The sequence below is a fragment of the Bacteroidota bacterium genome (genome assembly GCA_017303905.1).
Classification (GTDB): Bacteria; Bacteroidota; Bacteroidia; order B-17B0; family Aurantibacillaceae; genus JAHEYG01.
In genome coordinates this window covers 1,610,761-1,635,761 of the sequence record JAFLBH010000001.1, presented here as the reverse complement: position 1 = coordinate 1,635,761, position 25,001 = coordinate 1,610,761, and the positions used below count along the sequence as shown (strand labels likewise).

The following is a 25,001-nucleotide window of genomic DNA, read 5'->3' as shown; positions in this document are numbered from 1 at the left end:
TATTGATAGTAAGGTTAAATCGTTTTTACATTTATTTCCCTACTTTTGCAGAGCAATGTCGATGGAAATAGAAATAACATCCGAATACATTGATCAATTAAAAGAATCCATTGCTCAAAAAAACAGTGGCTACTTAAAAGATCAACTGCATGAATTGTATGCAGCCGATATTGCTATTGTAATCAATCAACTTGATTTAAATGAAGCCAGTTACCTCTATGATTTATTGGAAGAACAAGTTGCGGCGGATGTACTTACCGAATTAGAAGAAGAAAAACGTGAAGAGCTTTTAAGTACTTTCTCTACCAAAGAAATTGCAGAACAACTCGACAACATGGAGAGTGATGACGCGGCTGACGTTATCAATGAATTACCGGAAGAAATTCAGGAAGAAGTACTCTCACACATAGAAGATATTGATCAAGCCAGTGACATTGCTGACCTCCTCAGCTATGAAGAAGGGACAGCGGGCTCTTTAATGGCGAAAGAATTAGTTTGCGTTTACATTAATGATACTGTTGGCACTTGTATTGATGAAATACGTAAACAAACGGATAGCGTGGATGTAATGTATGCCGTTTATGTTATCGATGAAAATAAAAAACTCATCGGTATGCTTTCGCTTAAGAAATTAATTATTTCACACCCTCTCACTCGTCTCGATGAAATTGTAGAGCCGGATGTTCACTATGTAAAAACTTCCGCAACCAGTGAGGAAGTTTCTGAACTAATGCAGAAATATGACTTAGTTGTTCTTCCTGTTATTGATCAATTAGGAAGATTAGTAGGTAGAATTACGATTGACGATGTGGTAGACGTGATCCGTGAAGAAGCTGAGAAAGACATTCAAATCATGAGTGGTATCTCTGATGATGTAGATAGTAACGACCGCTTATGGCGTTTGTCACGCGCGCGTATTCCTTGGCTTTTGGTTGGTATGTGCGGCGGAATTATTGGCTCACGCATTATTGGTAATTACGAAAATCAAATTCAAATTCATCCGGAGATGGCATTTTTCATTCCGCTCATTGGTGCGATGGGAGGAAATGTTGGTGTACAATCTTCAGCCATAATTGTGCAAGGGCTTGCTAATAATACTTTGCTTGGCGACACCATCTCTAACAAACTTTTAAAAGAACTTGGTGTTGGTGTTATTAATGGATTGATTTGTTCTTCTCTTATTTGGGCTTACTCGTTTATGATCGAAAGTTGGAAATTAGCCGCAACAGTAAGCATCGCTTTATTCGCTGTTATTTTATGCGCTTCTTTCCTTGGCACATTTGTTCCTCTAACAATGAATCGCTTTAAAATTAATCCTGCATTAGCAACAGGCCCGTTTGTAACCACACTCAATGACATCATCGGAATAACTATTTATTTTTTAGTGGGCCGTTTATTATATCATGTATTATAAATCAAAAAGCACATTGGTATTCATAACACTGGTTATGATTGTTACCTTCTCAGGATGTAAAAAATATCCGGAGAATACACTTTGGTTTAAAAATGCAGAAAAGGTTTTTAAAGGAGGGCGCATCACTTCTTATACAGCTAATGGACAAGATTTAATGCCTTACTATAAAAATCTCTACAGTACATTTCCTTACAATTATTGCGGACAAAAACTGGATGATGCATTATCACTCCATTTTAACTACGACAACTCTAATAAAGAAATAAGCAGTGATTTAGGAGAGGGCTCCTTTACATTTTCGAAAACAAAAAAAGAAGTGGCAATCATCTTTCATCCCGTGAATGAAGATTTTGGCGCGGAAAATATTTTTCAGGCGCGCCTAAGCTGGAAAGTTTTAAAATTAACCAAAGACGGCCAATTAAAAATCAGAGCCGATTACAATTTTAAAACCTACGAAATTCAGTTCAATTAAAGCTTGATGGTTTGAGTTCTGTCAGGACCAATCGACACAATGGTGATTGGAGTTTTCACTGCATTCTCAATGTATTTCACATAATCAGCAAGTGCTTGCGGCATATCTTCCTTCTTAGTGATTTTAGTTAAGTCGCAATTCCAACCTTTCACCTCCTGATAAATTGGTGTTAAATAACGTGTATCTATATCGTAAGGTAAAAAGTCGATAACTTGTCCGTTATAATTATAGTGTGTACACACTTTTAGCGTATCAAAATCTGAAAGCACGTCCGCTTTCATCATCATCAACTCCGTAACACCATTAATCATAATCGCATATTTTAATGCCGGTAAATCTAACCAACCTGTACGACGTGCGCGACCGGTAGTAGAACCAAATTCGCGGCCTATCTGACGGATTTTTTCTCCGGTTTCATCGTTCAGCTCAGTTGGAAATGGTCCGCTGCCCACGCGTGTGCAATATGCCTTGAAAATACCTATTACATTACCTATGCGATTAGGCGCAATACCTAATCCGCTGCAAGCACCAGAGCAAACCGTGTTAGAAGAAGTTACAAAAGGATAAGAACCAAAATCAATATCCAATAAAGAACCCTGCGCGCCCTCTGCTAATATTTTTTTACCGGAAGCTAATGCATTGTTTAAAAAATGTTCGCTTTCGATAAATTGTAAGTTCTTTAATGCCTCAATACTTTCGAACCATGCCGGCTCCAGTTCTTGTAAATTATATTCGTAATTATAAAACGATAAAATTTGCTTATGCTTTTCTACAAGTGTGTTATACTTTTCTTTAAAATCCTTTGCTTCGATGTCACCTATACGTAAGCCATTACGTCCGGTTTTATCCATATAGGTTGGTCCAATTCCTTTTAAAGTAGAACCAATTTTATTTTTTCCTTTTGAAGCCTCGCTTGCCGCATCAATTAAACGGTGCGTTGGTAAAATTAAATGTGCGCGTTTAGAAATTAATAATTTTGTTTTTACATCGACACCTAACTTTAATAAAGCATCAATCTCTTTTTTAAAAATCACAGGATCAATTACAACACCATTCCCAACGATATTTTGCGCAGTCGGATGAAAAATCCCACTTGGAATTGTATGTAACACATGCTTTATTCCATTAAATTCAAGAGTATGCCCTGCGTTTGGTCCGCCTTGAAAGCGTGCAATAATATCATATTCAGGTGTTAGAACATCAACAATTTTTCCTTTTCCTTCATCGCCCCACTGAAGGCCTAACAATACATCAACATTTGGCATAGTATCAATTATTAAAGAGGTAAATTTATCATTAAAATTCCTCTTAAATCGTTGTTTTTAAATAAATGTTGAAAAGTTAAGACTTTGATTATAGCCAGAAACTATCTTCCAAAATGAAGCATTTTTATTGCTGTTATTGCAGCTTCATCTCCCTTATTACCATGCCTGCCTCCAGCTCTATCAATGGCTTGTTGGTGGTTATCCGGTGTTAAAACTCCGAATATAACCGGCTTGTTGAATTTTATATTAAGGCTCGTTATTCCATTTGCAACGGCATCGCAAATAAAATCAAAATGACGTGTTTCACCTTGAATAACGCAACCAATGGCAATAACTGCATCCACTTTTTTTTGCTCTGCTAACCATTGTGCTCCCAACGTAAGCTCAAAACTTCCCGGAACGGTTTTAGAAATGATATTCTCAGGCTTTGCTCCAAATTTCACCAAGGTATCGTAAGCGCCTTTATAAAGCGCGTATGTCACTTCATGATTCCATTCGGCCCATACAATTCCAAAAGTAAAATCGGCTGCGCTTTTTACTTCGCTGCCTTCTACACTCGATAAATTTCTATTCTGACTAGACATTACAATTTCCTTAAAATGAATCAGCCGCGGTAAAACCGCGGCTGACAATTGAGTTTCTTTTTGTTTATAAGTTACCTAAGGTTCTAACCTTAGCGATATACTTTTCAATTTCTTTTGCTTCACCACTGCGAGGGTATTCTCTTTTAATACGCTCGTAAACATTTAAAGCTTCAGTATAATTGCTTTTTAATTCGTAAGCAAATGCAGCTTTCTTTAAATAAATTGGTGTTGTAAAATTATTGCTGTTTTTCTCAGAAGCCTTTAAATAAAACTTTAACGCTTCATCCACACGATTCAATTCCATGTTAGCATCGCCAATAGCGCCTAAAGCAACCGGAGCAACCATTAAATCATCTCCGTTATATTGTTGCAAATGTTCAATAGCTTTTTCAAACTGTCCGGTACGTAAACAACAAATTCCTGCGTAATAGTGTGCAAGACTTCCAACTGAAGTAATGCTGTATTCATCCGCGATTTGCTCGAAACCCATCATGGTTTTATCACCATCAGCATTACGAACCATTACACCGCCTCTTAGGGCTAGATTGAAACTATCTCTTTCAAAATAATGTTGAGCGAAGAAAATCTCATTCGCTGCTTCTTTTTCTTTATCGGGTAACCAGTAAAATTTATAACCAACAAATAACGCGATGATGACAGCTAATCCGCCACCTACGTAATTGATCATTTTTTTGTTGCTCTCATAGAAAAACTGAAGTCCTTCCAAGGTAGGGTCTACTGCTTTGGATGATTTTTCCTCCGCAACCTCCTCATAAGCTACTTCGTTTTCGTTGGTCTCAACGTTTTCAACCTGGTTTTCGTCTTTAAGTTCGGCCATTTTATCCACTAAATTTAAGGTGCAAAAATAGATTTTTTATTTTTAATTCAGAAATTTATTTTAAAGCGGCTAATACCCGTAAAAATGGCTTAAATTTACCTGAAATTCAATGGTTTTAAAGCAACTCACACTCATCAATTTTAAGAACTATTCTGATATTACCCTCCATTTCAGTGAAAAAATGAACTGTTTAGTGGGTAACAACGGAATGGGTAAAACCAATATTTTAGACGCCATTCATTACCTCTCCTTTTGCAAGAGCTTTTTTAACAGCATCGATAGCCAGAACATTAAGCACGGGGAAGGCTTTTTTGTGATTCAGGGATTCTATAACCGTAACGGGGAAAATACGGAGGTTTATTGTGGTCAAAAAAGAAATCAAAAGAAAGTATTCAAACACGATAAAAAGGAGTACGAGCGCCTATCTGAACACATTGGAATGTATCCGCTGGTGATGATTTCACCGGCCGACGCCGAACTCATTAACGGAACCAGTGAAACTCGCCGGAAATTTATCGATGGCATCATTTCACAATACGATAAGGTTTATCTCGAAAAACTAATTGCTTATAACCAGGTACTAAAACAAAGAAACGCGCTCTTAAAACAGTTTTATGAATCCCGCGCTTTCGATTCAGTAACTCTGGAAATTTGGGACGAACAATTGATACTCCACGGAAAAAGTATTCTCGAAATACGTAAGGATTTTTTAAAGGAATTTATCCCTCTCTTTAACAAACATTACGCTCACATCAGCGAAAGTCGCGAAAATGTAACACTCGAATACGAATCTTCCATTGGTGAACGCGATTACAAAACTGCTGTTCTTACTTCACTTGAGCGCGACCGCATTTTGCATTACACAACGGTGGGTCCGCATAAAGATGATTTGGAATTTATGGTGAATGGTTTCAGTCTGAAAAAATTCGCGTCACAAGGACAACAAAAATCGTATTTATTGGCATTGAAACTGGCTCAATTCGAATTCATCAAAAACAAAAAACACACAAAACCTCTTCTTTTATTGGATGATGTTTATGATAAATTAGACGAAACAAGATTCAGAAAACTAATTGAATTGGTGAGTGGCGATGAATTCGGACAGATTTTTATAACAGATACTCACCCTGATCGAATCAGAGACTTATTTGCATTTAACACCATCGATAAGAAAATATTTTTAGTAGATAACGGCGTTGCAGAAGAAATTAAGTGATGAAAAAAAACAATCTTATACGTGTAGGCGATGCCATTAACGAATTTCTCAAACAGGAAAAGCTGGATGTAAAAATCAGTCGTTTTACTGTAAAAAATGGCTGGAAAGATATTGCAGGCGAGCACATCGCTTCACAAACTTTGGAAATTTCCTTTCACGAAACAACCATGTTTTTAACGCTTAAATCTGCCGCGTTAAAACAAGAGCTGGCTTTCAATAAACAACAACTCATTGATAATGTCAATCGCTTTTGCGGAAGCCGACTCATTAACGATATTGTATTTAAATAATTTTTTATGAAGTTTTTAAAGTTTTCTTTACTCCTTATTTCACTTTCATCATTTGGACAAAACAATGATTCATTGATGCTCCGGAAGATTTATGATTTCTACTTAACGGAAAGTAAATGTTATAAAAGTCTGGAAGTATTGTGCAAAACAATTGGACCGAGATTAAGCGGATCCAAGAATGCTGAACAAGCTGTGTACTGGGCTAAAAAAGCTATGTACAATGCAGGAGCCGATACGGTTTATTTACAACCCTGCATGGTTACACATTGGGAACGTGGTGAAAAAGAGAAATGCGAAATACGCTTTTCAAAACAAAAATCAATTTTACCTCTGAATCTTATTGCCTTGGGAGGTTCAGTTGCTACGCCTGTAAATGGACTAAACGCGCCTGTTATTGAAGTAAAAAGTTTTGAAGAACTTGAACAGCTGGGTGAGAAAAACATCAAAGGAAAAGTGGTTTTTTACAATGTATTCTTCAATCCCAAAAACATCCGCACAGGAACTTCTTATGGTGAAACTGTAAAGTACAGATACGATGGTCCGTCTAAAGCGGCGAAGTATGGCGCTGTAGCAACAGTTGTGAGAAGCATGAGCTCATCCGATAATGATTCGCCACACACCGGTGTCATGAAATACGACTCAACAGTGAGTCTTACAAAAATCCCTGCTTTTGCATTGAGCTTTAAAGCTGCGGATTTACTGAGTGAAAATTTAAAGAAAGACGCGCAGTTAAGTTTATATTTAAAATCCAACTGTAAATCATTCCCCGATGCACCTTCCTTTAATGTGATCGGTGAAATAAAAGGAAGTGAAAAACCAAATGAATACATTATAACTGGAGGTCACTTAGACAGTTGGGATAATGGTGAAGGTGCGCATGATGATGGTGCCGGCGTTGTACAATCGATTGAAGCTTTAGCCATGTTTAAAAAATTAGGTGTAAAACCTAAGCACAGTATTCGTGCAGTTGCATTTATGAATGAAGAAAATGGTTTAGGCGGCGGCAAGGCTTATGGAAAAGAAGCGGAAGTAAAAAAACTAAAACACATAGCTGCCATTGAAACCGATGCCGGAGGTTTTACTCCCCGTGGTTTTGGCGTAGACACAACTGCCGGGATGTACCAGACCGTTAGTAATTGGTTACCGTTATTTAAACCATACTTTATAACTTATATCAATCAAGGTGGCGGCGGTGCAGATATTGGTCCTTTGGAAAAACAAGGAGTTCCTTGCATTGGATACGAACCCGACGGACAGCGCTATTTTGATATTCATCACACAGCTGATGACACATTTGATAAAGTAAATAAACGTGAGTTAGAATTAGGAGCTGCTGCTATCGGAAGTTTAATGTATTTAATCGATAAATATCGTTAACATGAGCGCAAACTATTTAGAGAGTATTAAACGCCAGTTTTTGTATTACAAAGATTTAGGTGAAAAGGCCATTGAACAAATTCCGGAAGAAAAATTGCTTTGGCAATTCAATGCGGAAAGCAACAGTATTGCCACCCTCGTTAAACATTTAAGTGGCAATATGATTTCACGTTGGACAGATTTCCTGACGAGTGATGGTGAAAAAGAGTGGCGAAATCGTGATGGAGAATTTGAAAACGACATTAAAACCAAAGCCGAATTAATGGCTACCTGGAATAAAGGTTGGGATTGCTTTTTTAATACAATCAATAGTCTTACAGAAAACGATTTACAGAAAATTATTTACATCCGTAATCAAGGACATACAGTGATGGAGGCAATTAATCGTCAGTTAGCGCATTACCCCTATCATATCGGACAAATTGTTTTTGTTGCCAAGATGATTAAGAATGAAGACTGGAAAAGTTTATCGATTCCAAGAAATAAATCGAATGAATACAACACCGAAAAATTCAGTCAGGAAAAATCGGTGAAACATTTCACAGAGGAATATTTAAAAAAGAAGAAAGATTAAAAATCGAGACACCAGTTAATTGGTTTCTTTCCTTTTGCTCCCAGATACTCGTTCGCTTTACTAAAATGTTTACATCCAAAAAACGCGCCGCGCGCAAGCGGGGAGGGATGCGCCGCCGTTAAAACCAAATGTTTATTGACATCAATTAATTCAGCTTTGGCTTTGGCGTAATTTCCCCATAATAAAAACACTAAATTTTCCTTTTTATCGGATAATGTTTTGATGACTGAATCGGTGAATTGTTCCCAGCCTTTATTTTGATGACTTCCTGCGGTATTTGCTCTCACGGTTAAAGTCGCGTTTAACAAAAACACGCCCTGTTTGGCCCATTTTTCCAGATTACCGCTTAAAGGAATATCACAACCCACATCAGTTTTCAATTCTTTGAAAATATTCACCAACGATGGCGGCTGCCTCACCCCATCACTCACCGAAAAACACAAACCGTTGGCTTGTCCCGGTCCATGATAAGGATCCTGACCCAAAATAACCACCTCAACCTCCTCGAATGGTGTGTAATCAAAGGCCGCGAAAATTCGATTGCCTGGAGGGTAAACAGTAAACTGCTCTCGTTCCTTGACTAAAAAGGACTTTAAGTCTGAAAAATATGGCTTTTCGAATTCAGGCTTGAGAACATTTAACCAGCCTTCTTCTAATTTAGGTGCTATCATTCTTCGAATTTACCGGGGTTTTTAACAATGTGAAAAAGATTTTTTTTGAAGTTTTAAGCAAAAGTTTATATTTGCTATCTAAACACTAACAAAACCATGAAAAAAGTAATCATCTTCGCTTCTGCCTTCGTTTTAGCAGGTCTAACTTTAAGTTCTTGCAAATCACACGAAAAATGTCCAGCTTATTCTAAAGTTGATAACAGCTCATTATATAAAAAATCAGTTTAATTTTTTATTTCAAAGCTGATTTTGAAAACTTTTACAGCCCCCTCGCGGGGCTGTTTGCATTTAAGCCCTTACCAAATAAACTTAATTTCTTGCTTTATATCCGGATGTAAACTCTTCGCAACCGGACAGGTAAAAGCCGCGTGTTCATACATTTTCCTCTCTTTTTCCGAATAATTTAATTTAGGCATGGTTACCGTTACGTGTATTTCACCGATTCTTCTTGGGTCAGCGTACATTACTTTCGTTACCTCAGCAGTTGCTCCATCCGCTTTTGTAATGCCTTCCTTCATGGATACGATTCCCATTATTGATATCATGCAACTAGCCAATGCCGTTGCCACTAAATCGGTTGGCGAAAATGCCTCGCCCTTACCATGATTATCCGTTGGCGCATCAGTAATTATTGTTGTTCCACTCTTCACGTGAGTAGCTTCCGTTCTTAATTCACCCGGGTATTTTACTGTACTTGTTATCATTATTTAGCTTTTTTACACTCTAACAAATGTAGGATTAAACCCCAAAATTGTCTAACTTTGTTACAATGTATTTAAAGCGAATAGTCTTCATTTTCACCCTCATAACTTCGGTTAAAGCATTTTCACAAAGTGCACCGGAGGCTTTAAAACAAGGGCAAGACTTGAATGTATTATATCGTCACGAGGGCACTTTTAAAATTTTTGCTCACACACGTGGATATGGTATAGGATATCGCCGCGGCAAACACATTAGCGCTAAAACAAAATCATTACTAGAGTTTGAAGGTTTAAATCTCAGACATCCTAAAGAAATTAAAGTTAAAAGCAGTGATGAAGGTTCGAAGCGCTTTGTTTATGGAAAAATCAATAATGTAGCTTTACTCAGAATTGGAACCGGTATTCAGAATGTATTGTATAAAAGAGCCGATCGGAAATCCGTAGAAATTCGTTGTTCCTATATCATTGGTGGCGGATTAGCCGTTGCAAAACCTTATTATGTTTTAACTTTTCGTAACGACCCAACCGGATCTAGTCCTACTAAACAATCCGTGAAATACAATGAAGAAACATTTAATCAAGACAGTGTAATTGGTCGCGGTCCGTTTTTAGATGGCATTGATGAATTACAATTGTATCCTGTAATCCACGGAAAATTGAACATGAGTTTTGAGTATGCACCATATTCGCATTGGGTACGCGCCATCGAAACCGGTGTGTCTTGCGATTATTATCCGCGTGCTATTCCTATTATGGCTCGTAACCCGGCCGAAAACATTGTAGTTACATTATATGTTGGATTTGTATTTGGAAAGAAGTGGTTTTAAAAATGGAATCAGAAATTACCTCAACACCTAAAATAAAAAAACCGGATTGGTTACGTGTAAAACTTCCAATTGGTGAAGAATATCTTAAAGTACGTGGAATTGTAAGCAAACATAAACTGCATACCATTTGCGAAAGCGGAAACTGCCCAAATATGGGTGAGTGCTGGGGAGCCGGTACAGCCACTTTTATGATATTAGGAAATATCTGCACACGCTCTTGCGGATTTTGCGCGGTTGCAACCGGAAAACCAAAACCCGCGGATTGGGACGAACCTAAACGTGTTGCGAATTCCGTAAAATTAATGGGCGTAAAACATTGTGTGATTACTTCCGTTGACCGCGATGATTTAAAAGATGGCGGCTCTATTATATGGGCAGAAACCATTAAAGCCATTCGTGAAATTAGTCCTGAAACAAAATTTGAATGCTTAATTCCTGATTTCGCCGGAAAGTGGGAAAACTTACAACGCATCATCGATGTGAAACCCGACATCGTTTCTCATAACATTGAAACCGTAAGACGATTAACCGCGCAAGTTCGTATTCAAGCGAAATACGATAGAAGCTTAGAAGTGATTAAACGACTGAATGCTGCCGGTGTAAAAACAAAAAGCGGATTAATGGTTGGATTAGGAGAAACCGATCAGGAAGTGTATGAAACCATCGATGATTTACGTAACTCCAATTGCGATGTAATGACCATCGGACAATACCTTCAGCCAACACCAAAACATTTACCTGTAGCGCGTTTTGTGCATCCTGACGATTTTAAAAAATACAAAGACTACGCTTTAGAAAAAGGCTTCCGTTATGTTGAAAGCGGTCCGCTGGTACGTTCTTCTTACCACGCCGAAAAACACGTTTTTTAATTGAGATGAAAAAAATAATTTTCTTTCTTTTAATTGCATTCATGCCTTTTGGGAGTGTATTAGCTCAAACCAGAAACGAAAAGCAATTAGCGAAAGAAAAGGAAGCGAAAAGAAAGAGAGACGAGAAAGAGAGAAAGAAAAGAGAGAAGAAAGAGAAAAAAGAAAAAGCGAAAATTCCGGAAAACATTGAAGTGTTTCCTAAAAACTTTTTATTCAAACCAAAATTTGCTTACCCAAGCGTTATCTTTAATGTAAGCAGCCGCAAAAAAAACGGTGAAAATTTCAATTGGAAACCTTCCATTCCCGGCGTTGTTGGTGCAGCCATAAGAATTAAAAAAGTGTATGTTTCTGCCGCGTTTAAATTACCATCGGATAAAACACTCATCAAACAATATTGCGATACTAAATACACCGATATTTTCATTAACATTCAGGGACGAATTACCTCCTGGGGATTTTTTTACAGAGATTACAAAGGTTACTATCTGAAAGATTACGGTAAATTTTATTCGAATTGGAATGAAGATTCGTTGGGTTATCCCAAATCAAATAACCTTCATGTAATAGAAGGTGGACTAAACATTGGATTTAATTTCAACAAGAACTTTTCATTGAACGCTGCATTTGCTCAATCAGAAAGACAAAAGAAAAGTGCAGGTTCCTTCTTAATAAATATTTCGGAGCGCTATCAGAGAATAGAAACAGATACAAACATTGTTCCTCCCGGACAAAAAGACAACTATCCTAATCTTGACAGATTACAAGCGGGTGATTTCTTAACTACACTCATTAGTTTTGGTGCCGGCTATCAATTTGTAATGGGGAAATTTCACTTGACACCGGTTTTATTAGCGGGTACAGGAGTTCAGTTTCAAAGTTATGTACAAAGCAGCTTTAAACGATTCTGGATTAACGTTCCGACTTATGTAAACGGTCGCGCGCAATTTGGCTATAACGGCGATAACTTTTTTGCCAATGTTATTTATGGAATTGAATTTAACACCATTCCAATTAAAGAATCACGCATTCGATTGTACTACCAAAACATTGAATTTGGATTGGGTATACGATTCTAAAAATCGTAGATGTCGATTAAATCCTGAACCTCTGTTGGCTTTAAAGAATTACTTCCTTTTCGTTTATTAGGAATAACAATGTTTCCGTTGCCCGGATTTACATTATTCTCACCCGGATCTATTGTTCCATTAATATCAATAGCCTCGTAAATGTTTTGATTATTCAAGTATGATTTTGTTCTTCCGATTCTGAATACCAAGCCCAGGTTAAGAAAAATAGTTCCGCGAGGGTTGTTCGAATAAAATTCGCCCAAAGCATTTTTATTATTTTTATTATGCGTGTTAGAATAAAAAGCAACATAGTTACGTGTGCTAAATCCGGTAGCCACATAAAAATTAAACCATTTAGTTGGAACCACATCCAAACGCGCACCCGTTAACAATTCATAACGCCCAAAGTTGATGGTCTTATCATTATTTATTTTATAAATAGTGTCGTTATTGGAAAAATTAAACAATCCGCCTTGTGGTTTAGTGTAAATGGACATACGCACCACTTGACTAAAAGGAATATTTATACTTGCATTGCGTGGGAACTGTACGCTAAAATTAAATTTATCAATTTGTCCGAATCTTAATCCTACGAATGGCAACCAAAATTTATTACCATATAAAAATGATTTGGTAGCACCCAATCGTAAATTAAAATGTTTGGATGGAGAATAACTCCAAAGCAAGGTTCCGGCCATGCGATACGTTGCTTCACTTTGCGCTCCTTTTGTAATATCCTGCGTTATGAAAGGCGTACTTTCAACAAAGAAAATAGAACGCTTACCTGTATTATAAATCATTCGCAAACCAAAACCATATTTAGCTAAGGTATGTTGTGAAATGCCTTTAAATTTTGGTTGCAGATAATACGCGGTACCTGCCAATAATAAATGAAAATTGGAATTCACGCTACTGTCTTTGTTATACCAATTAGCGGTAGCAACAGGCGCGTAAAAATTCAAACAAGTTTGTGTGATACCGTACGATTTTAAATGCTTACTTACCTTGTTAGAATCCTTGAGATTTAAATCAACTTCCGGCTTATTGTAATAATCCATGATGCCGGTTGTATTAAAAAAATGACGCGGTTCCCTCCTCTTTTTAGTTGCTTTTGTACTTTGTGAAAAACAAGAAAAGTTGAATGCCATTAAGACAAACAACATCATCCAGTGCGTATGCTGTATCTGCTGCTTTTTCATAGCTAGTCGCCGCTATTTCCCTTAATGGTTTTTATAATTTCCTTTTTAAACTCTTCTTCCGCCTTTCGGAGTAATCCGGTTTTTTTAGGGCCAATTAATTTTTTAAACTTTTCGAAGTATTCCTTATGTAAATCTAATTCGGTTTGTTTCAGTTTCAATTCGGCATTCAAATAACTTTCTGCTTCCGCATCCGTTTTAAAATCCGGCACATCATTATAGGCGCGGCGGAAATTACGACGGGCAAATTTTATTTTGTCGGTATACTCATTATACACCGGCCAAAAGCTTTGCGCTTCTTGCGTTGTTAAGTTTACCTTTTGTGTTATAAAAGAAACCTTCAGTGCCTCTACTTTATCTTGTTTGCCGGGCTGTGCTAAAACCGGCAAGCCAAAAGCTAATAGAAGTATAACAAATATGTATTTCAAATTAAATTTCATCTGTTATATCATTTACGTCAACATTCTCCAGAATATAGCTTTCGGTATTTTCATCTTCTGAAGTTGTTGCATTTTGTTCAAGTACTTTATTTAAATTCTTCTGCAAATCATCGGTATTTACAGCTTCGATTAGAGCTTCTTCTTCAAAACTGTTTAATTGATTTGTTTTAATTATATCGTTTTTATCCAAACAAGCTACCGTGTTACAATCTGTACTAACCGTGCCGTTATCTAAATTAAAAACATAGATGCCTAAACTAATCACAAGCATGGCCGCAATCGCATAGGCTGTTTTCTTACTGAATACAATATGCAATACTTTTGTAAATACATCTTGCTCATTATTTTCATCAGTAATTGTTGCGCGTACTTTATGTGAGAAATTTTCAAAATAACCTGCAGGAACTTCGAACACATTTTGCTTATCTATAGAAGCAAGCGTTGGATAAACACTCATTTCTTCGGCAAGCATTACTTTCTCTTTTAAACGTACAGCTGCATCCTCAAAATAATTTTCAGGCACTACAAAAACAGACTTATTACGCAAAGCGCTTAATGACGGGTATTGCGCTAATTCTGATTTGGATTCAAAATAGCCCGAAGGGGTTACGAAAGGCAACTCCTTGCTTATCGAAGACAACAATTTGAACTCCTTCAACTCATCAGCCAGTTCGATTTTATGCATCATTTTTTGCGAAAATGAGCTAAAATAATCGCCGGGTACCGAGAAAGGATTATTCTCTTTATTTGACTTATTATTTTCTTCGTTCGGGTTCATTTATGGCTTTGACGCTAATATTCCTTTTAGGTTTAATGGTTCAGTAAATATTCTTCAATTTTTTTTGCGGCATGATGGTAAGAGGCCTTTAAAGCACCAACCGATGTTTCCAATACCTCCGACATTTGTTCATAGGGCATTTCATCATAATACCTCATATTAAACACAACTCGCTGTTTTTCAGGCAACGACAATATTGCTTGCTGTAATTTTAGCTGGATGGCGTCTCCTTTAAAATACTCATCAGATTCCAAGGTTTGGCTTAACTGATACTCAATTGGTTCTAAAGAAACGGTGTTTCTTTTTTGCTTCTGACGTAAAAAAGTAAGGGATTCATTCGTGGCAATACGATATAACCAGGTAAATAATTGAGATTCTTCTTTAAAATTCTCTAGCCCCTTCCACACTTTTATAAACGTATTCTGCATCACATCGTCAGCATCATCATGATCGATTACAATTTTTCGTATTTGCCAGTATATTTTTTGCTGATACTTCTCAATCAGATGATGTAAAGCCATGTTCCGGGAAGATTCCTCCCCATACATCTTTAATATTTCCTCATCAGATAAGTGCTTCACTTACGATTAGACGCTTAAAAAACGTCAAAGTTTAATTTAGCTTTTATAAAACTAAAAAAATTTATTCATTTGTAGTGTTATGTTCGACCTCCGTAAATGGGAAAATATGCACATTCCGCTTTGGCTGATTAAAGACACATGTTGGATGTTGGAATGGCGTTGGCTGGGAGTTGCTATGGTTTTGCCTACTGTAGCAATGGCCATCTATATTTTAATAAAATCAATTAAGATGGTAGAGTTTTACATCAATCTTGCCATCTGTTTTTGGATTGCCGCTAACTCATTTTGGATGTGTGCCGAGTTCTTCGACTTTATCGAATATAAAATGTATGCCGGAATTCCTTTCGGATTAGGGATGCTGTCCGTAGCAATATTCTACTACAAGCAAGCTCGTTTAAATGCGGGTAATTAATTCCTTTACAATAAAAGTCATTTTTGGCTCCTGCGCATTTGCTACTTGAAGTACCTCTTCATGACTAACGTTCTCCACCCTACCCTCAACGCCTAAGTCGGTTATAATACTTATACCAAAAACATTGATGCCGCTATGACGAGCTACTATTACTTCAGGTACGGTACTCATACCAACCGCATCAGCACCAATACGCCATAAGTAACGATACTCAGCAGGTGTTTCGAAGCATGGTCCGGTTAAACCCGCATACACACCTGTACTTACTTTAATATTATTTTCTTTCGCGATGTTAAGCGCAAGTTCGATGTACTTTTTGTTGTAAGCATCGCTCATGTCTAAAAAGCGAGGACCTAACTGATTGAGATTTTTTCCGATTAATGGATTATCCGGAAACAGATTGATATGATCATTAATAATCATGATTTCTCCAACCGCAAATTTCGGGTTCATGCCACCGCTTGCATTACTTACACAAAGTGTTTTAATACCCAAAGCTTTCATGACACGAATAGGAAACGTAATCTGTTTCATGTCGTAACCTTCATAATAATGGAAACGACCTTGCATTGCCATTACTTTTTTTCCGCCAATACTTCCGAAAATTAATTTACCGCTATGTCCTTCAACTGTAGATACAGGGAAATTTGGAATATCTTCATAAGGCAACACATGCTCAACAGTTATTTCTTTTACTAATCCACCCAATCCCGTGCCTAAAATAATTCCTACTTCAGGAGAAAAATTATTGGTTTTCTGGTGAATACTTTTCGTGGTAAATTCTATTTGCTCTAACATATTTTAAAATGGTATTATTAAACTCTTCCGCCTTGTCCTTAAATGTAACTTCAACCGGAAGTACAAAAATATTCATTCTTTCGGCAATTGGCCACAAATCGGGCTCTTTTAATCGCATTAAATCTTTTTCAGTAGTTACAAGAATTTTATTTCCCCCTTCAAAAGAATCATAATATTTCTGAATGTTATTTAAATCCTGTTGAGAATAATCGTGATGATCGGTAAACGGCAAGTGACTAATCCCCGCTGAGTATTCTTTCAAATAGGTAAGCATTGGTTGCGGATTGGCTATTCCTGCAAACACAATTAATTTGAATCGGAATAAATCATTTAATGTACTGATGATTTCATTGGCATTACTGATGGAATAAAGCTCACCATACTTAAGGTAACTAAAGAAAACTTGCTGATGCGCCAGTGGTTTTATGTCTTTCAAGATATTGCGCATATCAACAGCTGTAGCTTTCTCGTGCGTTTTCGTAATCACAATAACATCTGCTCGCTTCATACCTGAAATACTTTCACGTAAACGACCGGCAGGCATTAAGTAATCATTAAAATACAAATGATCGTATTCACTCAGCACGATGTTTAATCCGCATTTAATGGCGCGATGCTGAAATGCATCATCCAATAAAATCGCTTGTGTATCGGGATAGAGCGCCGTAATTTTCTTTACACCTTTCACTCGGTTTCCCTCTACAAATACATTTAAAAACGGGAATTTGCTTTTGTACAAAAGTGGCTCATCACCAATTTCGCGACTGGTACTATTTGAAGTTGCTTCAACAAATCCGGTCGTTTTACGCTTGTATCCTCTACTTAATGTGGCGAGTTTAAATTCATCTTTTAATAAGGTAACCAAATAATTCACCATCGGGGTTTTTCCGCTGCCGCCAACAGAAAGATTTCCTACACAAATGGTGTGTTTTTGAGGCGAATAACTTTTTAAAAAGCCCCAATCGTAAAATGCATTGCGCAATCCGGTGATGAATCTAAAAATCCATGCCAGCGGCAAAAAAGGTATTTTACTGAGATCTTTCAAACTTTTTAAATATGACTGATTTTTTTCAGATTATCAAACATTAATTTTAAATTATTTGTGATTTTTATTAGCAATGAAAGTTTTGCAGATGACTACCTTTTAAATAATTTTGAATTATAAATCTATTACAATGAAAAAAATTATAGCAGCAATTTTATTACTTGCAGGTTTTAGTACAAATGCGCAAGACAAAGAAAAAATCTTTTCCAGTACCGAATTAGTTTGGTTTGGTTTGGATTTTACCAAAGCCACTTTTGTCGGACAGTTTGATCAGGGAATGGGTGCCATGCCTGCCAATGGAACTGACATGAAAAACAAATGGATTCCGGGTTGGAATTCATTAATTGTTGCAGAACCACAAAACTTCGATTTCAGAAAAAATCTCAATAAGGAAAGTGTATACCTCGACATTGCGAGTGTTAATGAATTAAATTCTAAAATCGACCCAAATAAATGCATGGATATTAATCCGGGTAAACTAGAAGCAAAGGAAATAGATGCTATGGTAAAGAAGTACAACTCTAAAACCAAAAAGGAAGGGGTTGGTTTTTCTTTCATCGTTGAAAATTTTGATAAAGGCACACAAATGGCAAGCGTTTATGTTACTTTCTTTGATATTGCTACGAAAAAGGTGCTTCTGGTAAATAAAGTGGAAGGTAAAGCTGTGGGAATTGGAATGCGCAATTATTGGGCCGGTGCCATTAAAGCAATTATCAAAAAAACAGGGGCCGAATACAAGAAGTGGTAATTAAGAAAATTATGAAACTATTTACAAAACGGGTTGAATATTCAACCCGTTTTTTGTTCATTTGCTTATGAAGATTAAAGAACTTACATCCGAACTCGAAAAATTTGCTCCCCGCATCTATCAGGAGAGTTATGATAATTGCGGATTATTGGTAGGAAATTCCGATACTGAAATAACAGGCGTTTTATTGAGTCTCGACTGTACAGAAAATGTCATCGAAGAAGCCATTCAGCTAAAATGTAATTTAATCATCGCGCATCATCCCATAATTTTTGGCGGACTAAAAAAACTGACCGGCAGTAATTATGTGGAGCGTACCGTTATCAAAGCCATTCAAAACAATATTTCCATTTACGCGGCGCATACTAATCTTGATAATGTAAAGCATGGCGTGAATGCTAAAATTGCCTCTAAACTCGGATTAATCAATCTCAAAATATTAGCACCCAAAAAAGGTTTATTAAAGAAATTAGTGACTTACGTTCCGGCTACTCACGCTGATTTGGTTCGTGAAAGTTTGTTTGATGCCGGTGCAGGAAACATTGGTAATTATGACAGCTGCAGCTTTAATACTGAAGGCACTGGCACCTTTAGAGGGAATGAAAACTCCAACCCCTTTATTGGGAAAAAAGGTGAGTTATCCAAAGAAAATGAAGTGCGCATTGAAGTGATTTTTGAAGGCTACAAGGAGGCGGAATTACTAAAAAATCTTCTCTCTTCGCATCCCTATGAAGAAGTAGCTTTTGATGTCTATCCATTGGATAATACTTACCAAAATATTGGCAGCGGCATGACAGGCGAGTTTGAAACAGCCCTATCCGAAACCGAGTTTTTAAAGCGGGTAAAATCGGCTTTCAGTTGCCCGATTGTTAAACATACCTCTTTGTTAAACAAGCCGGTAAAAAAAGTAGCCTTTTGCGGAGGAAGCGGCAGTTTTTTAATCAAAAACGCAATAAATTCAGGATCAGATGCTTATATAAGCGGAGACATTAAATACCATGAGTTTTTTGACGCTGAAAGCAACATTTTAATTGTAGATACCGGACACTTTGAAAATGAGCAGTTTACACCCGAGATTTTTTATGAACTTATTCAGAAAAAATTTACTACATTTGCAACCTATTTATCGAAAGTTAATACCAACCCGGTAAATTATTTTTAACTATGTGCGCAAAAATTAAAGAAAAGATTGACGCTTCTGTAGAAGGCAAATTACGTTCACTTTACGAATTACAATTAATCGATTCAAAAATCGATCGTTTACGTACCGTTCGCGGTGAGTTACCATTAGAGGTGAGTGATTTAGAAGATATCGTTGCCGGCTTAGAAACACGTTTAAATAACGTAACTGAAGAAGTTCAGGAACTTGAAAATCAAATTAACGAGAAAAAACAAGCGATTAAAGATTTTCAGGCTAATATTAAGAAGTACGAAGCTCAGCAAAATAAAGTTCGTAACAATCGCGAATACGATGCGATCTCTAAAGAAATCGAATTCCAAAATTTGGAAATTCAATTGGCTGAAAAGCGTATGAAGGAAGCGAAAGCTGCTATCACTTTAAAACAAGATTTATTAGAAAAATCTAAAGTTGAATTCGAAGAGCGTTCAAAAGATTTAAAAGTGAAGAAAAGCGAACTTGATGAAATCATCGCTGAAACTGAAAAAGAAGAAAAAGATTTATTAGTTGAATCAGAAAGCGCTTCATCTAAAATTGAAGAGCGTTTATTCAATGCCTATAAGCGTATCCGTTCTAACACACGTAACGGCTTAGCAGTTGTTACTGTTGATCGTGATGCTTGTGGTGGTTGCTACAACAAAATCCCGCCTCAGCGTCAGTTAGACATTCGCACTAACAAGAAAATTATCGTTTGCGAACATTGCGGCCGTATTCTTGTTGATGGAACTATCATTCCTGATGAACAACAATAAAATTTAAATAATTATAATGAAGTCCGGACTAAACACCCGGACTTTTTTATTTCTGTACCTTGAGTTTATTAAATAAAAAATGTAGGTTTGATTATGGAATTCATTAGCGAAGCGCTTAGTCTTTATTGCGAAAATCATAGCGAAGCAGAGTCTGTACTTTTACAAGAACTGAATCGTGAAACGCATTTAAAGGTCTTATCTCCCCGAATGCTGAGCGGTCATCTTCAGGGACGTTTTCTTAGTTTTATTTCTCAATTAAAACAACCTAAATACATCCTCGAAATTGGTACTTATACCGGCTACTCTGCTCTCTGTTTAGCGGAAGGTTTACAAGAAGAAGGAATACTCATTACCATTGATCCTAACGAAGAAACGAATGCGGTGGCAAAACGTTACTTTGATAAATCGGCATACAAAAACAAAATTCATTTGATGCAAGGTCAAGCGGGTGAAATTATTCCCCAACTAAAACAAGAATTTGACATTGTATTTATAGATGCCGATAAACGTAATTATCCTTTGTATTTTGATTTGGTGATTGACAAAGTGAAGAAAGGCGGAATCATTATTGTGGATAATGTTTTATGGAGCGGGAAAGTTCTCCAAAACGAAAATGAAATGGACACCGACACTAAAGTCATTCACGCGTTCAATGAAAAAGTTAACGCAGATGCACGCGTAAAAACTTTACTATTACCCGTTCGCGACGGACTATTATTACTTATAAAAAACTAATTATGATTATAGATTTAAGAAGCGATACTGTTACAAAACCAACCAAAGCAATGTTGGAAGCCATGATGAATGCTCCATTGGGGGATGATGTTTTTGGTGAAGATCCAACTGTTATAGAATTAGAAAAAAAAGCAGCGGCTCTGTTTGGAAAAGAAGCCGGCTTATTTTGCCCGAGTGGTACTATGACAAATCAAATCGCTATTAAAGTACACACCCAGCCCGGAGATGAAGTATTATGCGATGTAAACTCACATATTTACAATTACGAAGGAGGAGGCATTTCTTTTAACAGCGGTGTGCAAGCGAAATTAATTCAGGGCGACAGAGGAAGAATAACGGCTCAACAAATTGAACAAAACATTAACGGTGATTTTGATTGGTTAACCAGAACCACATTGGTAAGTTTAGAGAACACTGTGAATCGCGCAGGAGGTTCATATTATACCATTGAAATGATTAAACCAATTCAGAAATTATGCGCGGATAAAAAATTAAATTTTCATTTAGACGGAGCAAGGATTTTCAACGCATTAACTGAAACCAAGGAAAATCCAAAAGACATTGGAAGTTTGTTCGACAGCATCTCTATTTGTTTATCGAAAGGATTGGGTACACCGGCCGGCTCTGTATTAATAGGCACCAAAGAATTTATAAAAAAAGCACGTCGCGTAAGAAAAGTTTTTGGTGGCGGTATGCGCCAGGCCGGAATATTAGCTGCGGCGGGTATTTATGCATTAAATAATAATGTAACGCGATTAAAAGAAGATCACATCCGCGCGAAAAAAATAGAGGGTATTTTAAAATCACTCCCTTATGTAACTTCCATTTTACCGGTAGATAGTAATATTGTGATATTTGATATTGATACAAAAATCAGTGGGGCAGACTTTGAAAAGAAATTATTGGAAAATAACATTAAGATTGCAGCCTTCGGAAAACAAACCATACGTTTTGTTACACACATGGATTTTACCGATGAAATGTTAGAGAAAACAGAAAAGGTTCTAAAATCTATTCAATAACCAGTTTTTGATTTTTCACCAAATTACCGGAAGTAATTTTCAGATTATAAAAACCGGCAGCGAAATCGGCTGTGGATAATTTTGTTTGCGGTAAAAACGATTTTTCGCTGTAAATAACTTTCCCGGACACATCCGTAATTTCTATTTCAAAACCTTCATTTAAATCGGTACTCACATAAAGCATTGCATTAACCGGATTTGGAAAAGCGACAATATTAAATGATTTTTCTAATTCATTTACCGAAGCGAACTGACTTAAACGATACCAAATCGGAGAAGATATAATACGATCCCCATCCGGTTGAATTACTTCTACAAAATAATACTTATTAGAACCCGGTGCTTGTCCGTTATCTGTAAAACTAATAGTATTATTTCCTGTTACACTCGTATGAACGGTTGAATACAGATTGCTTCCTTCCACGCCGGCCCACAACTTCAATGTATCTGCTATTTCACCATCATCATCACTAAAAGTAACATTAATGGTAGGATGTGTTAAACCGGAAGTCGAATCGCCCATTATTTTGGCATTGATCTTTAAATCAATTTTTGCGTTCCAATCATCGGTTGCATAAAAGTGCATGTTTTGCATAGCGGAATATAGATTAGCTCTTGTTAAAGATGGAGCTAAAATGGCTAATCGTCCGGCGTTATTTCTTCCGAATGTAAGATTGTGATTATCGTGATCGTAACCAATTCCTATGTGATAACCTAAGCTCAACATTTTACGGTAATACTGAAAAAAATTACTGGCCGGATAATCATCATAGGTTAATGATGTACTAAAAGCTAATCCGTTTCTGAAAGGTATTCCAACGATGGCTGAATCATACATCGCATTATAGGGATTGCTTACAAGATATCCGAAATCATTCCAGCTTGGATGTGCCAAATAACAAAATGTACCCGGCGTGTTCTTAATTAATCGAAATAAACTGTAATAATCGGTTTTATCTACGTAAATATCATAATTAGGTCCGACCAATCCAGGCACGGAAGCCTCCCATCCGATTAACTGATTAAAACCATATACAATAACATGTCCGTTTGTACTTGAACTCGTCCCCCACTCCATACCATACAAACATAAAAAAGTACCATCTTGATTTGCGGCATTGGCCTCGTTTATTCCTAAACCATAACTGGTTCTTACCATGCCCGGATTATTATTCGCTGTATAATGGTTGTGCTCAGATATTCCCAAAAAATCAAAATGAAGGGAGGCTTTCGCGAAGTTGTAATCACCGGTAGGCTTAGATATACCCGTAGTACTTGAATCCTTATTCCCATCCGAATAACCTGAATGTGAGTGTAAATTTCCGAAATAGTAATTATAGGTTTGGGATTGTACTCCTAATACAAACAATAATGATAAAAGTGAAAATAAATATCTCATGGTTTCAATTACATAAATTTACTAATAAACCACCGCAAATTCCTAACTATTTATGTTAAACCTATTTTAAATTATACCAAACCTTTTTAAAGTCCGACCAGTATTAGTTAATAGGTTTTATATCAAAAAGCTTATATTTGTATTATGCGCATTTTTAGCAAAATAGCTCTGAGTATGGCTGTTTTAGTACTCGTCATGATTTCTTGCCGGAAATCATTTGAAACAGCTTGGGACGTTGATATATCGGCACCAATTGCTCGAAGCTCGCTTAATATAAAGAATTTTTTTAGCGATACACTTTTTCAATCGGATCCAACAGGGTTATTGCATCTCTCTTTCTCGAAAAAAATTGCCGGTTTTCAGTTAGATTCATTGATTGAATTACCAGATACTGTGCTTAACTATGGGTTCTTCATGGCGCCCAATACAAATTTCTTTATTGCACCCGGCAGTAATATTCCGGGCTTTCCGCAAACACAAGAAATTAATTTCAACATCAGTAATGGCGCTGAATTACGCACCGCTATCATCAGTGATGGAAAATTAAAAGTAGATTACACTAACACCTACACGCAACCATTGGTGTTCGATATGATTTTACCTGGTACAACCAAGTATGGTGTACCGTTTAAAATTCATGAAGTGATTAATCCCGGTTTCAACAACACCTCACGCTATTATGATGTGAGTGGTTATACTGTAAAAATGGGTGGTCTATCCGGAAACAAAATCAACACCATTGTGCAAACCATCAGTGTATCCGTTTCACCAACTGCACAACCGGATACTATTCGTGGCGGACAAGGTGTAGCCACTAATATTTCATATACCAAATTAGTTCCCTATTATGTAGAAGGTTATTTTGGTCAGCAGAATATTGATTTACCATACGACTCTGTTTCCTTAAACATCAGTAATAATTTACAAGCGAGTAATTTTCAAATCAACTCAGCTTACATCAATTTTAAAATTGTAAACGAATTTGGTGTCGACATCAACGCGCAATTAAGCAATATAAAATCCGTAAATTCATTTAGCAATACATCAGTTACTTTAAATGCATCCGGACTCTCCAATTTAAACATCAACAAAGCAGGGAAAACAAATAATTTTTCCAATCCTGTATTTCCTTCGGTAAAAACCATTTCGGTTAATACCAGCAATTCGAATCTGAAACCATTCTTAGAAAACCTTCCTGATTATTTAACCTACCAAGGAAAAATTTCTATCAATCCATTTGGTAATATTTCAGGTTCCAATGATTTCGCCTTTTTAAACACCGGCATTAATATTTACGCGGATGTTGATATGCCCTTACAAATACGCACTGATTTCTTTAAGTTGATTTCAACCACCGCCATCGATCTTTCAACCGTTGAACAAATTGATAATATTAATTATGGTACCATAAATATTCAGGCCACCAACGGTTTTCCGTTTGAAGCTGTTTTGCAAGGTTATCTTTTAAACGAACAAAATCAAATTATCGATTCGTTGTTTGTTGTACCTAACAACGTTATAAAGCGAGGTATTATTGATGCTAATTATATAGTAACATCACCGGTGTATTCAAAAATTGAAGTTCCGGTAGATGACAAAAAACTGGAGAACCTTAAGCTATGTCGCTTCATCAAATTCGTTTCTCAATTTAACATGCCAACCCCACAACCACCGGATATTAAAATTATGGACAATTATAATTTAGACTTAATATTAAGTTTGGATGTCAATTACAGAGCCCGTAAAAAGTAGT

The 25,001-nt window shown here is 36.7% G+C and carries 28 protein-coding genes; 16 read left to right on the top strand and 12 right to left on the bottom strand.

Features of this window, described 5'->3' with window-relative positions; translation table 11 throughout:
* Positions 1 to 61 precede the first annotated feature (61 nt).
* Both mgtE and J0L69_06950 read left to right on the top strand, forming a co-directional pair.
* Complete coding sequence (mgtE, locus tag J0L69_06955; GenBank protein ID MBN8692918.1) at positions 62 to 1,414, top strand: magnesium transporter; 1,353 nt, start codon at positions 62 to 64, stop codon at positions 1,412 to 1,414.
* Positions 1,404 to 1,886 (top strand): hypothetical protein, encoded by a 483-nt coding sequence (locus J0L69_06950; protein MBN8692917.1) that lies wholly within the window; start codon positions 1,404 to 1,406, stop codon positions 1,884 to 1,886. Before mgtE ends, J0L69_06950 begins: the two co-directional genes overlap by 11 nt.
* Here J0L69_06950 and J0L69_06945 read toward each other — a convergent pair.
* The 3 genes from J0L69_06945 to J0L69_06935 all read right to left on the bottom strand — a co-directional run bounded on the left by J0L69_06945 (position 1,883) and on the right by J0L69_06935 (position 4,573).
* A complete protein-coding gene (locus J0L69_06945) occupies positions 1,883 to 3,151 on the bottom strand; it encodes an adenylosuccinate synthase (GenBank protein ID MBN8692916.1) in 1,269 nt (422 codons plus the stop codon). The genes J0L69_06950 and J0L69_06945 overlap by 4 nt on opposite strands.
* A 101-nt stretch (positions 3,152 to 3,252) precedes the next feature.
* On the bottom strand, positions 3,253 to 3,735 hold the full coding sequence (locus J0L69_06940) for a 6,7-dimethyl-8-ribityllumazine synthase (protein ID MBN8692915.1): 483 nt from the start codon (positions 3,733 to 3,735) through the stop codon (positions 3,253 to 3,255).
* A gap of 64 nt (positions 3,736 to 3,799) precedes the next feature.
* A complete protein-coding gene (locus tag J0L69_06935) occupies positions 3,800 to 4,573 on the bottom strand; it encodes a tetratricopeptide repeat protein (GenBank protein MBN8692914.1) in 774 nt (257 codons plus the stop codon).
* A 109-nt stretch (positions 4,574 to 4,682) separates the two neighbouring features.
* On the opposite strand from J0L69_06935, the gene recF reads away from it, so the two are divergent.
* The 4 genes from recF to J0L69_06915 are packed head-to-tail and all read left to right on the top strand — an operon-like array spanning position 4,683 to position 8,030.
* Complete coding sequence (gene recF / locus J0L69_06930) at positions 4,683 to 5,789, top strand: DNA replication/repair protein RecF (GenBank protein MBN8692913.1); 1,107 nt, start codon at positions 4,683 to 4,685, stop codon at positions 5,787 to 5,789.
* Positions 5,789 to 6,079 carry a DUF721 domain-containing protein gene (locus J0L69_06925; protein MBN8692912.1) on the top strand — a complete coding sequence of 97 codons (291 nt, stop codon included), beginning with the start codon at positions 5,789 to 5,791 and terminating at the stop codon, positions 6,077 to 6,079. Before recF ends, J0L69_06925 begins: the two co-directional genes overlap by 1 nt.
* A 6-nt stretch (positions 6,080 to 6,085) precedes the next feature.
* Positions 6,086 to 7,456, top strand: a complete 1,371-nt coding sequence (locus tag J0L69_06920; protein MBN8692911.1) for a M20/M25/M40 family metallo-hydrolase — start codon at positions 6,086 to 6,088, stop codon at positions 7,454 to 7,456.
* Position 7,457: 1 nt separating this feature from the next.
* Entirely contained in the window at positions 7,458 to 8,030 is a 573-nt protein-coding gene (locus tag J0L69_06915) for a DUF1572 domain-containing protein (GenBank protein MBN8692910.1), read from the top strand.
* Here J0L69_06915 and ung read toward each other — a convergent pair.
* Positions 8,027 to 8,701 carry a uracil-DNA glycosylase gene (gene ung, locus J0L69_06910; protein ID MBN8692909.1) on the bottom strand — a complete coding sequence of 225 codons (675 nt, stop codon included), beginning with the start codon at positions 8,699 to 8,701 and terminating at the stop codon, positions 8,027 to 8,029. The genes J0L69_06915 and ung overlap by 4 nt on opposite strands.
* A 296-nt stretch (positions 8,702 to 8,997) precedes the next feature.
* A complete protein-coding gene (locus tag J0L69_06905) occupies positions 8,998 to 9,405 on the bottom strand; it encodes an OsmC family protein (protein ID MBN8692908.1) in 408 nt (135 codons plus the stop codon).
* A 65-nt stretch (positions 9,406 to 9,470) separates the two neighbouring features.
* On the opposite strand from J0L69_06905, the gene J0L69_06900 reads away from it, so the two are divergent.
* Genes J0L69_06900 through J0L69_06890 form a run of 3 tightly spaced genes read left to right on the top strand, consistent with a single transcriptional unit; the run spans position 9,471 to position 12,174 of the window.
* On the top strand, positions 9,471 to 10,229 hold the full coding sequence (locus J0L69_06900) for a hypothetical protein (protein ID MBN8692907.1): 759 nt from the start codon (positions 9,471 to 9,473) through the stop codon (positions 10,227 to 10,229).
* 2 nt (positions 10,230 to 10,231) lie between these two features.
* Complete coding sequence (gene lipA / locus J0L69_06895; GenBank protein MBN8692906.1) at positions 10,232 to 11,098, top strand: lipoyl synthase; 867 nt, start codon at positions 10,232 to 10,234, stop codon at positions 11,096 to 11,098.
* Positions 11,099 to 11,103: 5 nt separating this feature from the next.
* On the top strand, positions 11,104 to 12,174 hold the full coding sequence (locus tag J0L69_06890) for a DUF4421 family protein (protein ID MBN8692905.1): 1,071 nt from the start codon (positions 11,104 to 11,106) through the stop codon (positions 12,172 to 12,174).
* Here the strand turns inward: J0L69_06890 and J0L69_06885 are convergent.
* Genes J0L69_06885 through J0L69_06870 form a run of 4 tightly spaced genes read right to left on the bottom strand, consistent with a single transcriptional unit; the run spans position 12,171 to position 15,127 of the window.
* Positions 12,171 to 13,364 (bottom strand): hypothetical protein, encoded by a 1,194-nt coding sequence (locus tag J0L69_06885; protein MBN8692904.1) that lies wholly within the window; start codon positions 13,362 to 13,364, stop codon positions 12,171 to 12,173. The two genes, J0L69_06890 and J0L69_06885, sit on opposite strands and share 4 nt — an antisense overlap.
* 2 nt (positions 13,365 to 13,366) lie before the next feature.
* On the bottom strand, positions 13,367 to 13,789 hold the full coding sequence (locus tag J0L69_06880; protein MBN8692903.1) for a hypothetical protein: 423 nt from the start codon (positions 13,787 to 13,789) through the stop codon (positions 13,367 to 13,369).
* A 1-nt stretch (position 13,790) separates the two neighbouring features.
* On the bottom strand, positions 13,791 to 14,579 hold the full coding sequence (locus tag J0L69_06875; GenBank protein MBN8692902.1) for a hypothetical protein: 789 nt from the start codon (positions 14,577 to 14,579) through the stop codon (positions 13,791 to 13,793).
* Between the two features lie 32 nt (positions 14,580 to 14,611).
* A complete protein-coding gene (locus J0L69_06870; GenBank protein MBN8692901.1) occupies positions 14,612 to 15,127 on the bottom strand; it encodes an RNA polymerase sigma factor in 516 nt (171 codons plus the stop codon).
* 112 nt (positions 15,128 to 15,239) lie between these two features.
* Here J0L69_06870 and J0L69_06865 point away from each other — a divergent pair, with 112 nt between their 5' ends.
* Positions 15,240 to 15,572 carry a hypothetical protein gene (locus J0L69_06865; GenBank protein MBN8692900.1) on the top strand — a complete coding sequence of 111 codons (333 nt, stop codon included), beginning with the start codon at positions 15,240 to 15,242 and terminating at the stop codon, positions 15,570 to 15,572.
* Here the strand turns inward: J0L69_06865 and J0L69_06860 are convergent.
* Together J0L69_06860 and lpxK are read right to left on the bottom strand one after the other, a co-directional pair.
* Positions 15,555 to 16,370 (bottom strand): purine-nucleoside phosphorylase, encoded by an 816-nt coding sequence (locus J0L69_06860; GenBank protein ID MBN8692899.1) that lies wholly within the window; start codon positions 16,368 to 16,370, stop codon positions 15,555 to 15,557. The genes J0L69_06865 and J0L69_06860 overlap by 18 nt on opposite strands.
* Entirely contained in the window at positions 16,318 to 17,415 is a 1,098-nt protein-coding gene (lpxK, locus tag J0L69_06855) for a tetraacyldisaccharide 4'-kinase (GenBank protein MBN8692898.1), read from the bottom strand. Before lpxK ends, J0L69_06860 begins: the two co-directional genes overlap by 53 nt.
* A 130-nt stretch (positions 17,416 to 17,545) precedes the next feature.
* Here lpxK and J0L69_06850 point away from each other — a divergent pair, with 130 nt between their 5' ends.
* The 5 genes from J0L69_06850 to J0L69_06830 all read left to right on the top strand — a co-directional run bounded on the left by J0L69_06850 (position 17,546) and on the right by J0L69_06830 (position 21,849).
* The gene (locus J0L69_06850) at positions 17,546 to 18,163 is read left to right on the top strand and encodes a hypothetical protein (GenBank protein MBN8692897.1); all 618 of its coding nucleotides are present in this window, start codon (positions 17,546 to 17,548) and stop codon (positions 18,161 to 18,163) included.
* Positions 18,164 to 18,230: 67 nt separating this feature from the next.
* A complete protein-coding gene (locus J0L69_06845) occupies positions 18,231 to 19,325 on the top strand; it encodes a Nif3-like dinuclear metal center hexameric protein (GenBank protein MBN8692896.1) in 1,095 nt (364 codons plus the stop codon).
* 26 nt (positions 19,326 to 19,351) lie between these two features.
* Entirely contained in the window at positions 19,352 to 20,092 is a 741-nt protein-coding gene (locus J0L69_06840; GenBank protein ID MBN8692895.1) for a hypothetical protein, read from the top strand.
* Between the two features lie 93 nt (positions 20,093 to 20,185).
* Positions 20,186 to 20,827, top strand: a complete 642-nt coding sequence (locus tag J0L69_06835; GenBank protein ID MBN8692894.1) for a class I SAM-dependent methyltransferase — start codon at positions 20,186 to 20,188, stop codon at positions 20,825 to 20,827.
* Positions 20,828 to 20,829: 2 nt separating this feature from the next.
* Positions 20,830 to 21,849 carry a threonine aldolase gene (locus tag J0L69_06830; GenBank protein ID MBN8692893.1) on the top strand — a complete coding sequence of 340 codons (1,020 nt, stop codon included), beginning with the start codon at positions 20,830 to 20,832 and terminating at the stop codon, positions 21,847 to 21,849.
* Here the strand turns inward: J0L69_06830 and J0L69_06825 are convergent.
* Positions 21,839 to 23,248, bottom strand: a complete 1,410-nt coding sequence (locus J0L69_06825; GenBank protein ID MBN8692892.1) for a T9SS type A sorting domain-containing protein — start codon at positions 23,246 to 23,248, stop codon at positions 21,839 to 21,841. The two genes, J0L69_06830 and J0L69_06825, sit on opposite strands and share 11 nt — an antisense overlap.
* A 144-nt stretch (positions 23,249 to 23,392) precedes the next feature.
* Here J0L69_06825 and J0L69_06820 point away from each other — a divergent pair, with 144 nt between their 5' ends.
* A complete protein-coding gene (locus J0L69_06820; GenBank protein MBN8692891.1) occupies positions 23,393 to 25,000 on the top strand; it encodes a hypothetical protein in 1,608 nt (535 codons plus the stop codon).
* Position 25,001 lies beyond the last annotated feature (1 nt).

Coding starts and splice junctions, on each gene's coding strand:
- mgtE (MBN8692918.1), top strand. CDS start 62: ATGGAAATAGAAATAACATCCGAATACATTGATCAATTAAAAGAATCC.
- J0L69_06950 (MBN8692917.1), top strand. CDS start 1,404: ATGTATTATAAATCAAAAAGCACATTGGTATTCATAACACTGGTTATG.
- J0L69_06945 (MBN8692916.1), bottom strand. CDS start 3,151: ATGCCAAATGTTGATGTATTGTTAGGCCTTCAGTGGGGCGATGAAGGA.
- J0L69_06940 (MBN8692915.1), bottom strand. CDS start 3,735: ATGTCTAGTCAGAATAGAAATTTATCGAGTGTAGAAGGCAGCGAAGTA.
- J0L69_06935 (MBN8692914.1), bottom strand. CDS start 4,573: ATGGCCGAACTTAAAGACGAAAACCAGGTTGAAAACGTTGAGACCAAC.
- recF (MBN8692913.1), top strand. CDS start 4,683: ATGGTTTTAAAGCAACTCACACTCATCAATTTTAAGAACTATTCTGAT.
- J0L69_06925 (MBN8692912.1), top strand. CDS start 5,789: ATGAAAAAAAACAATCTTATACGTGTAGGCGATGCCATTAACGAATTT.
- J0L69_06920 (MBN8692911.1), top strand. CDS start 6,086: ATGAAGTTTTTAAAGTTTTCTTTACTCCTTATTTCACTTTCATCATTT.
- J0L69_06915 (MBN8692910.1), top strand. CDS start 7,458: ATGAGCGCAAACTATTTAGAGAGTATTAAACGCCAGTTTTTGTATTAC.
- ung (MBN8692909.1), bottom strand. CDS start 8,701: ATGATAGCACCTAAATTAGAAGAAGGCTGGTTAAATGTTCTCAAGCCT.
- J0L69_06905 (MBN8692908.1), bottom strand. CDS start 9,405: ATGATAACAAGTACAGTAAAATACCCGGGTGAATTAAGAACGGAAGCT.
- J0L69_06900 (MBN8692907.1), top strand. CDS start 9,471: ATGTATTTAAAGCGAATAGTCTTCATTTTCACCCTCATAACTTCGGTT.
- lipA (MBN8692906.1), top strand. CDS start 10,232: ATGGAATCAGAAATTACCTCAACACCTAAAATAAAAAAACCGGATTGG.
- J0L69_06890 (MBN8692905.1), top strand. CDS start 11,104: ATGAAAAAAATAATTTTCTTTCTTTTAATTGCATTCATGCCTTTTGGG.
- J0L69_06885 (MBN8692904.1), bottom strand. CDS start 13,364: ATGAAAAAGCAGCAGATACAGCATACGCACTGGATGATGTTGTTTGTC.
- J0L69_06875 (MBN8692902.1), bottom strand. CDS start 14,579: ATGAACCCGAACGAAGAAAATAATAAGTCAAATAAAGAGAATAATCCT.
- J0L69_06870 (MBN8692901.1), bottom strand. CDS start 15,127: ATGTATGGGGAGGAATCTTCCCGGAACATGGCTTTACATCATCTGATT.
- J0L69_06865 (MBN8692900.1), top strand. CDS start 15,240: ATGTTCGACCTCCGTAAATGGGAAAATATGCACATTCCGCTTTGGCTG.
- J0L69_06860 (MBN8692899.1), bottom strand. CDS start 16,370: ATGTTAGAGCAAATAGAATTTACCACGAAAAGTATTCACCAGAAAACC.
- J0L69_06850 (MBN8692897.1), top strand. CDS start 17,546: ATGAAAAAAATTATAGCAGCAATTTTATTACTTGCAGGTTTTAGTACA.
- J0L69_06845 (MBN8692896.1), top strand. CDS start 18,231: ATGAAGATTAAAGAACTTACATCCGAACTCGAAAAATTTGCTCCCCGC.
- J0L69_06835 (MBN8692894.1), top strand. CDS start 20,186: ATGGAATTCATTAGCGAAGCGCTTAGTCTTTATTGCGAAAATCATAGC.
- J0L69_06830 (MBN8692893.1), top strand. CDS start 20,830: ATGATTATAGATTTAAGAAGCGATACTGTTACAAAACCAACCAAAGCA.
- J0L69_06825 (MBN8692892.1), bottom strand. CDS start 23,248: ATGAGATATTTATTTTCACTTTTATCATTATTGTTTGTATTAGGAGTA.
- J0L69_06820 (MBN8692891.1), top strand. CDS start 23,393: ATGCGCATTTTTAGCAAAATAGCTCTGAGTATGGCTGTTTTAGTACTC.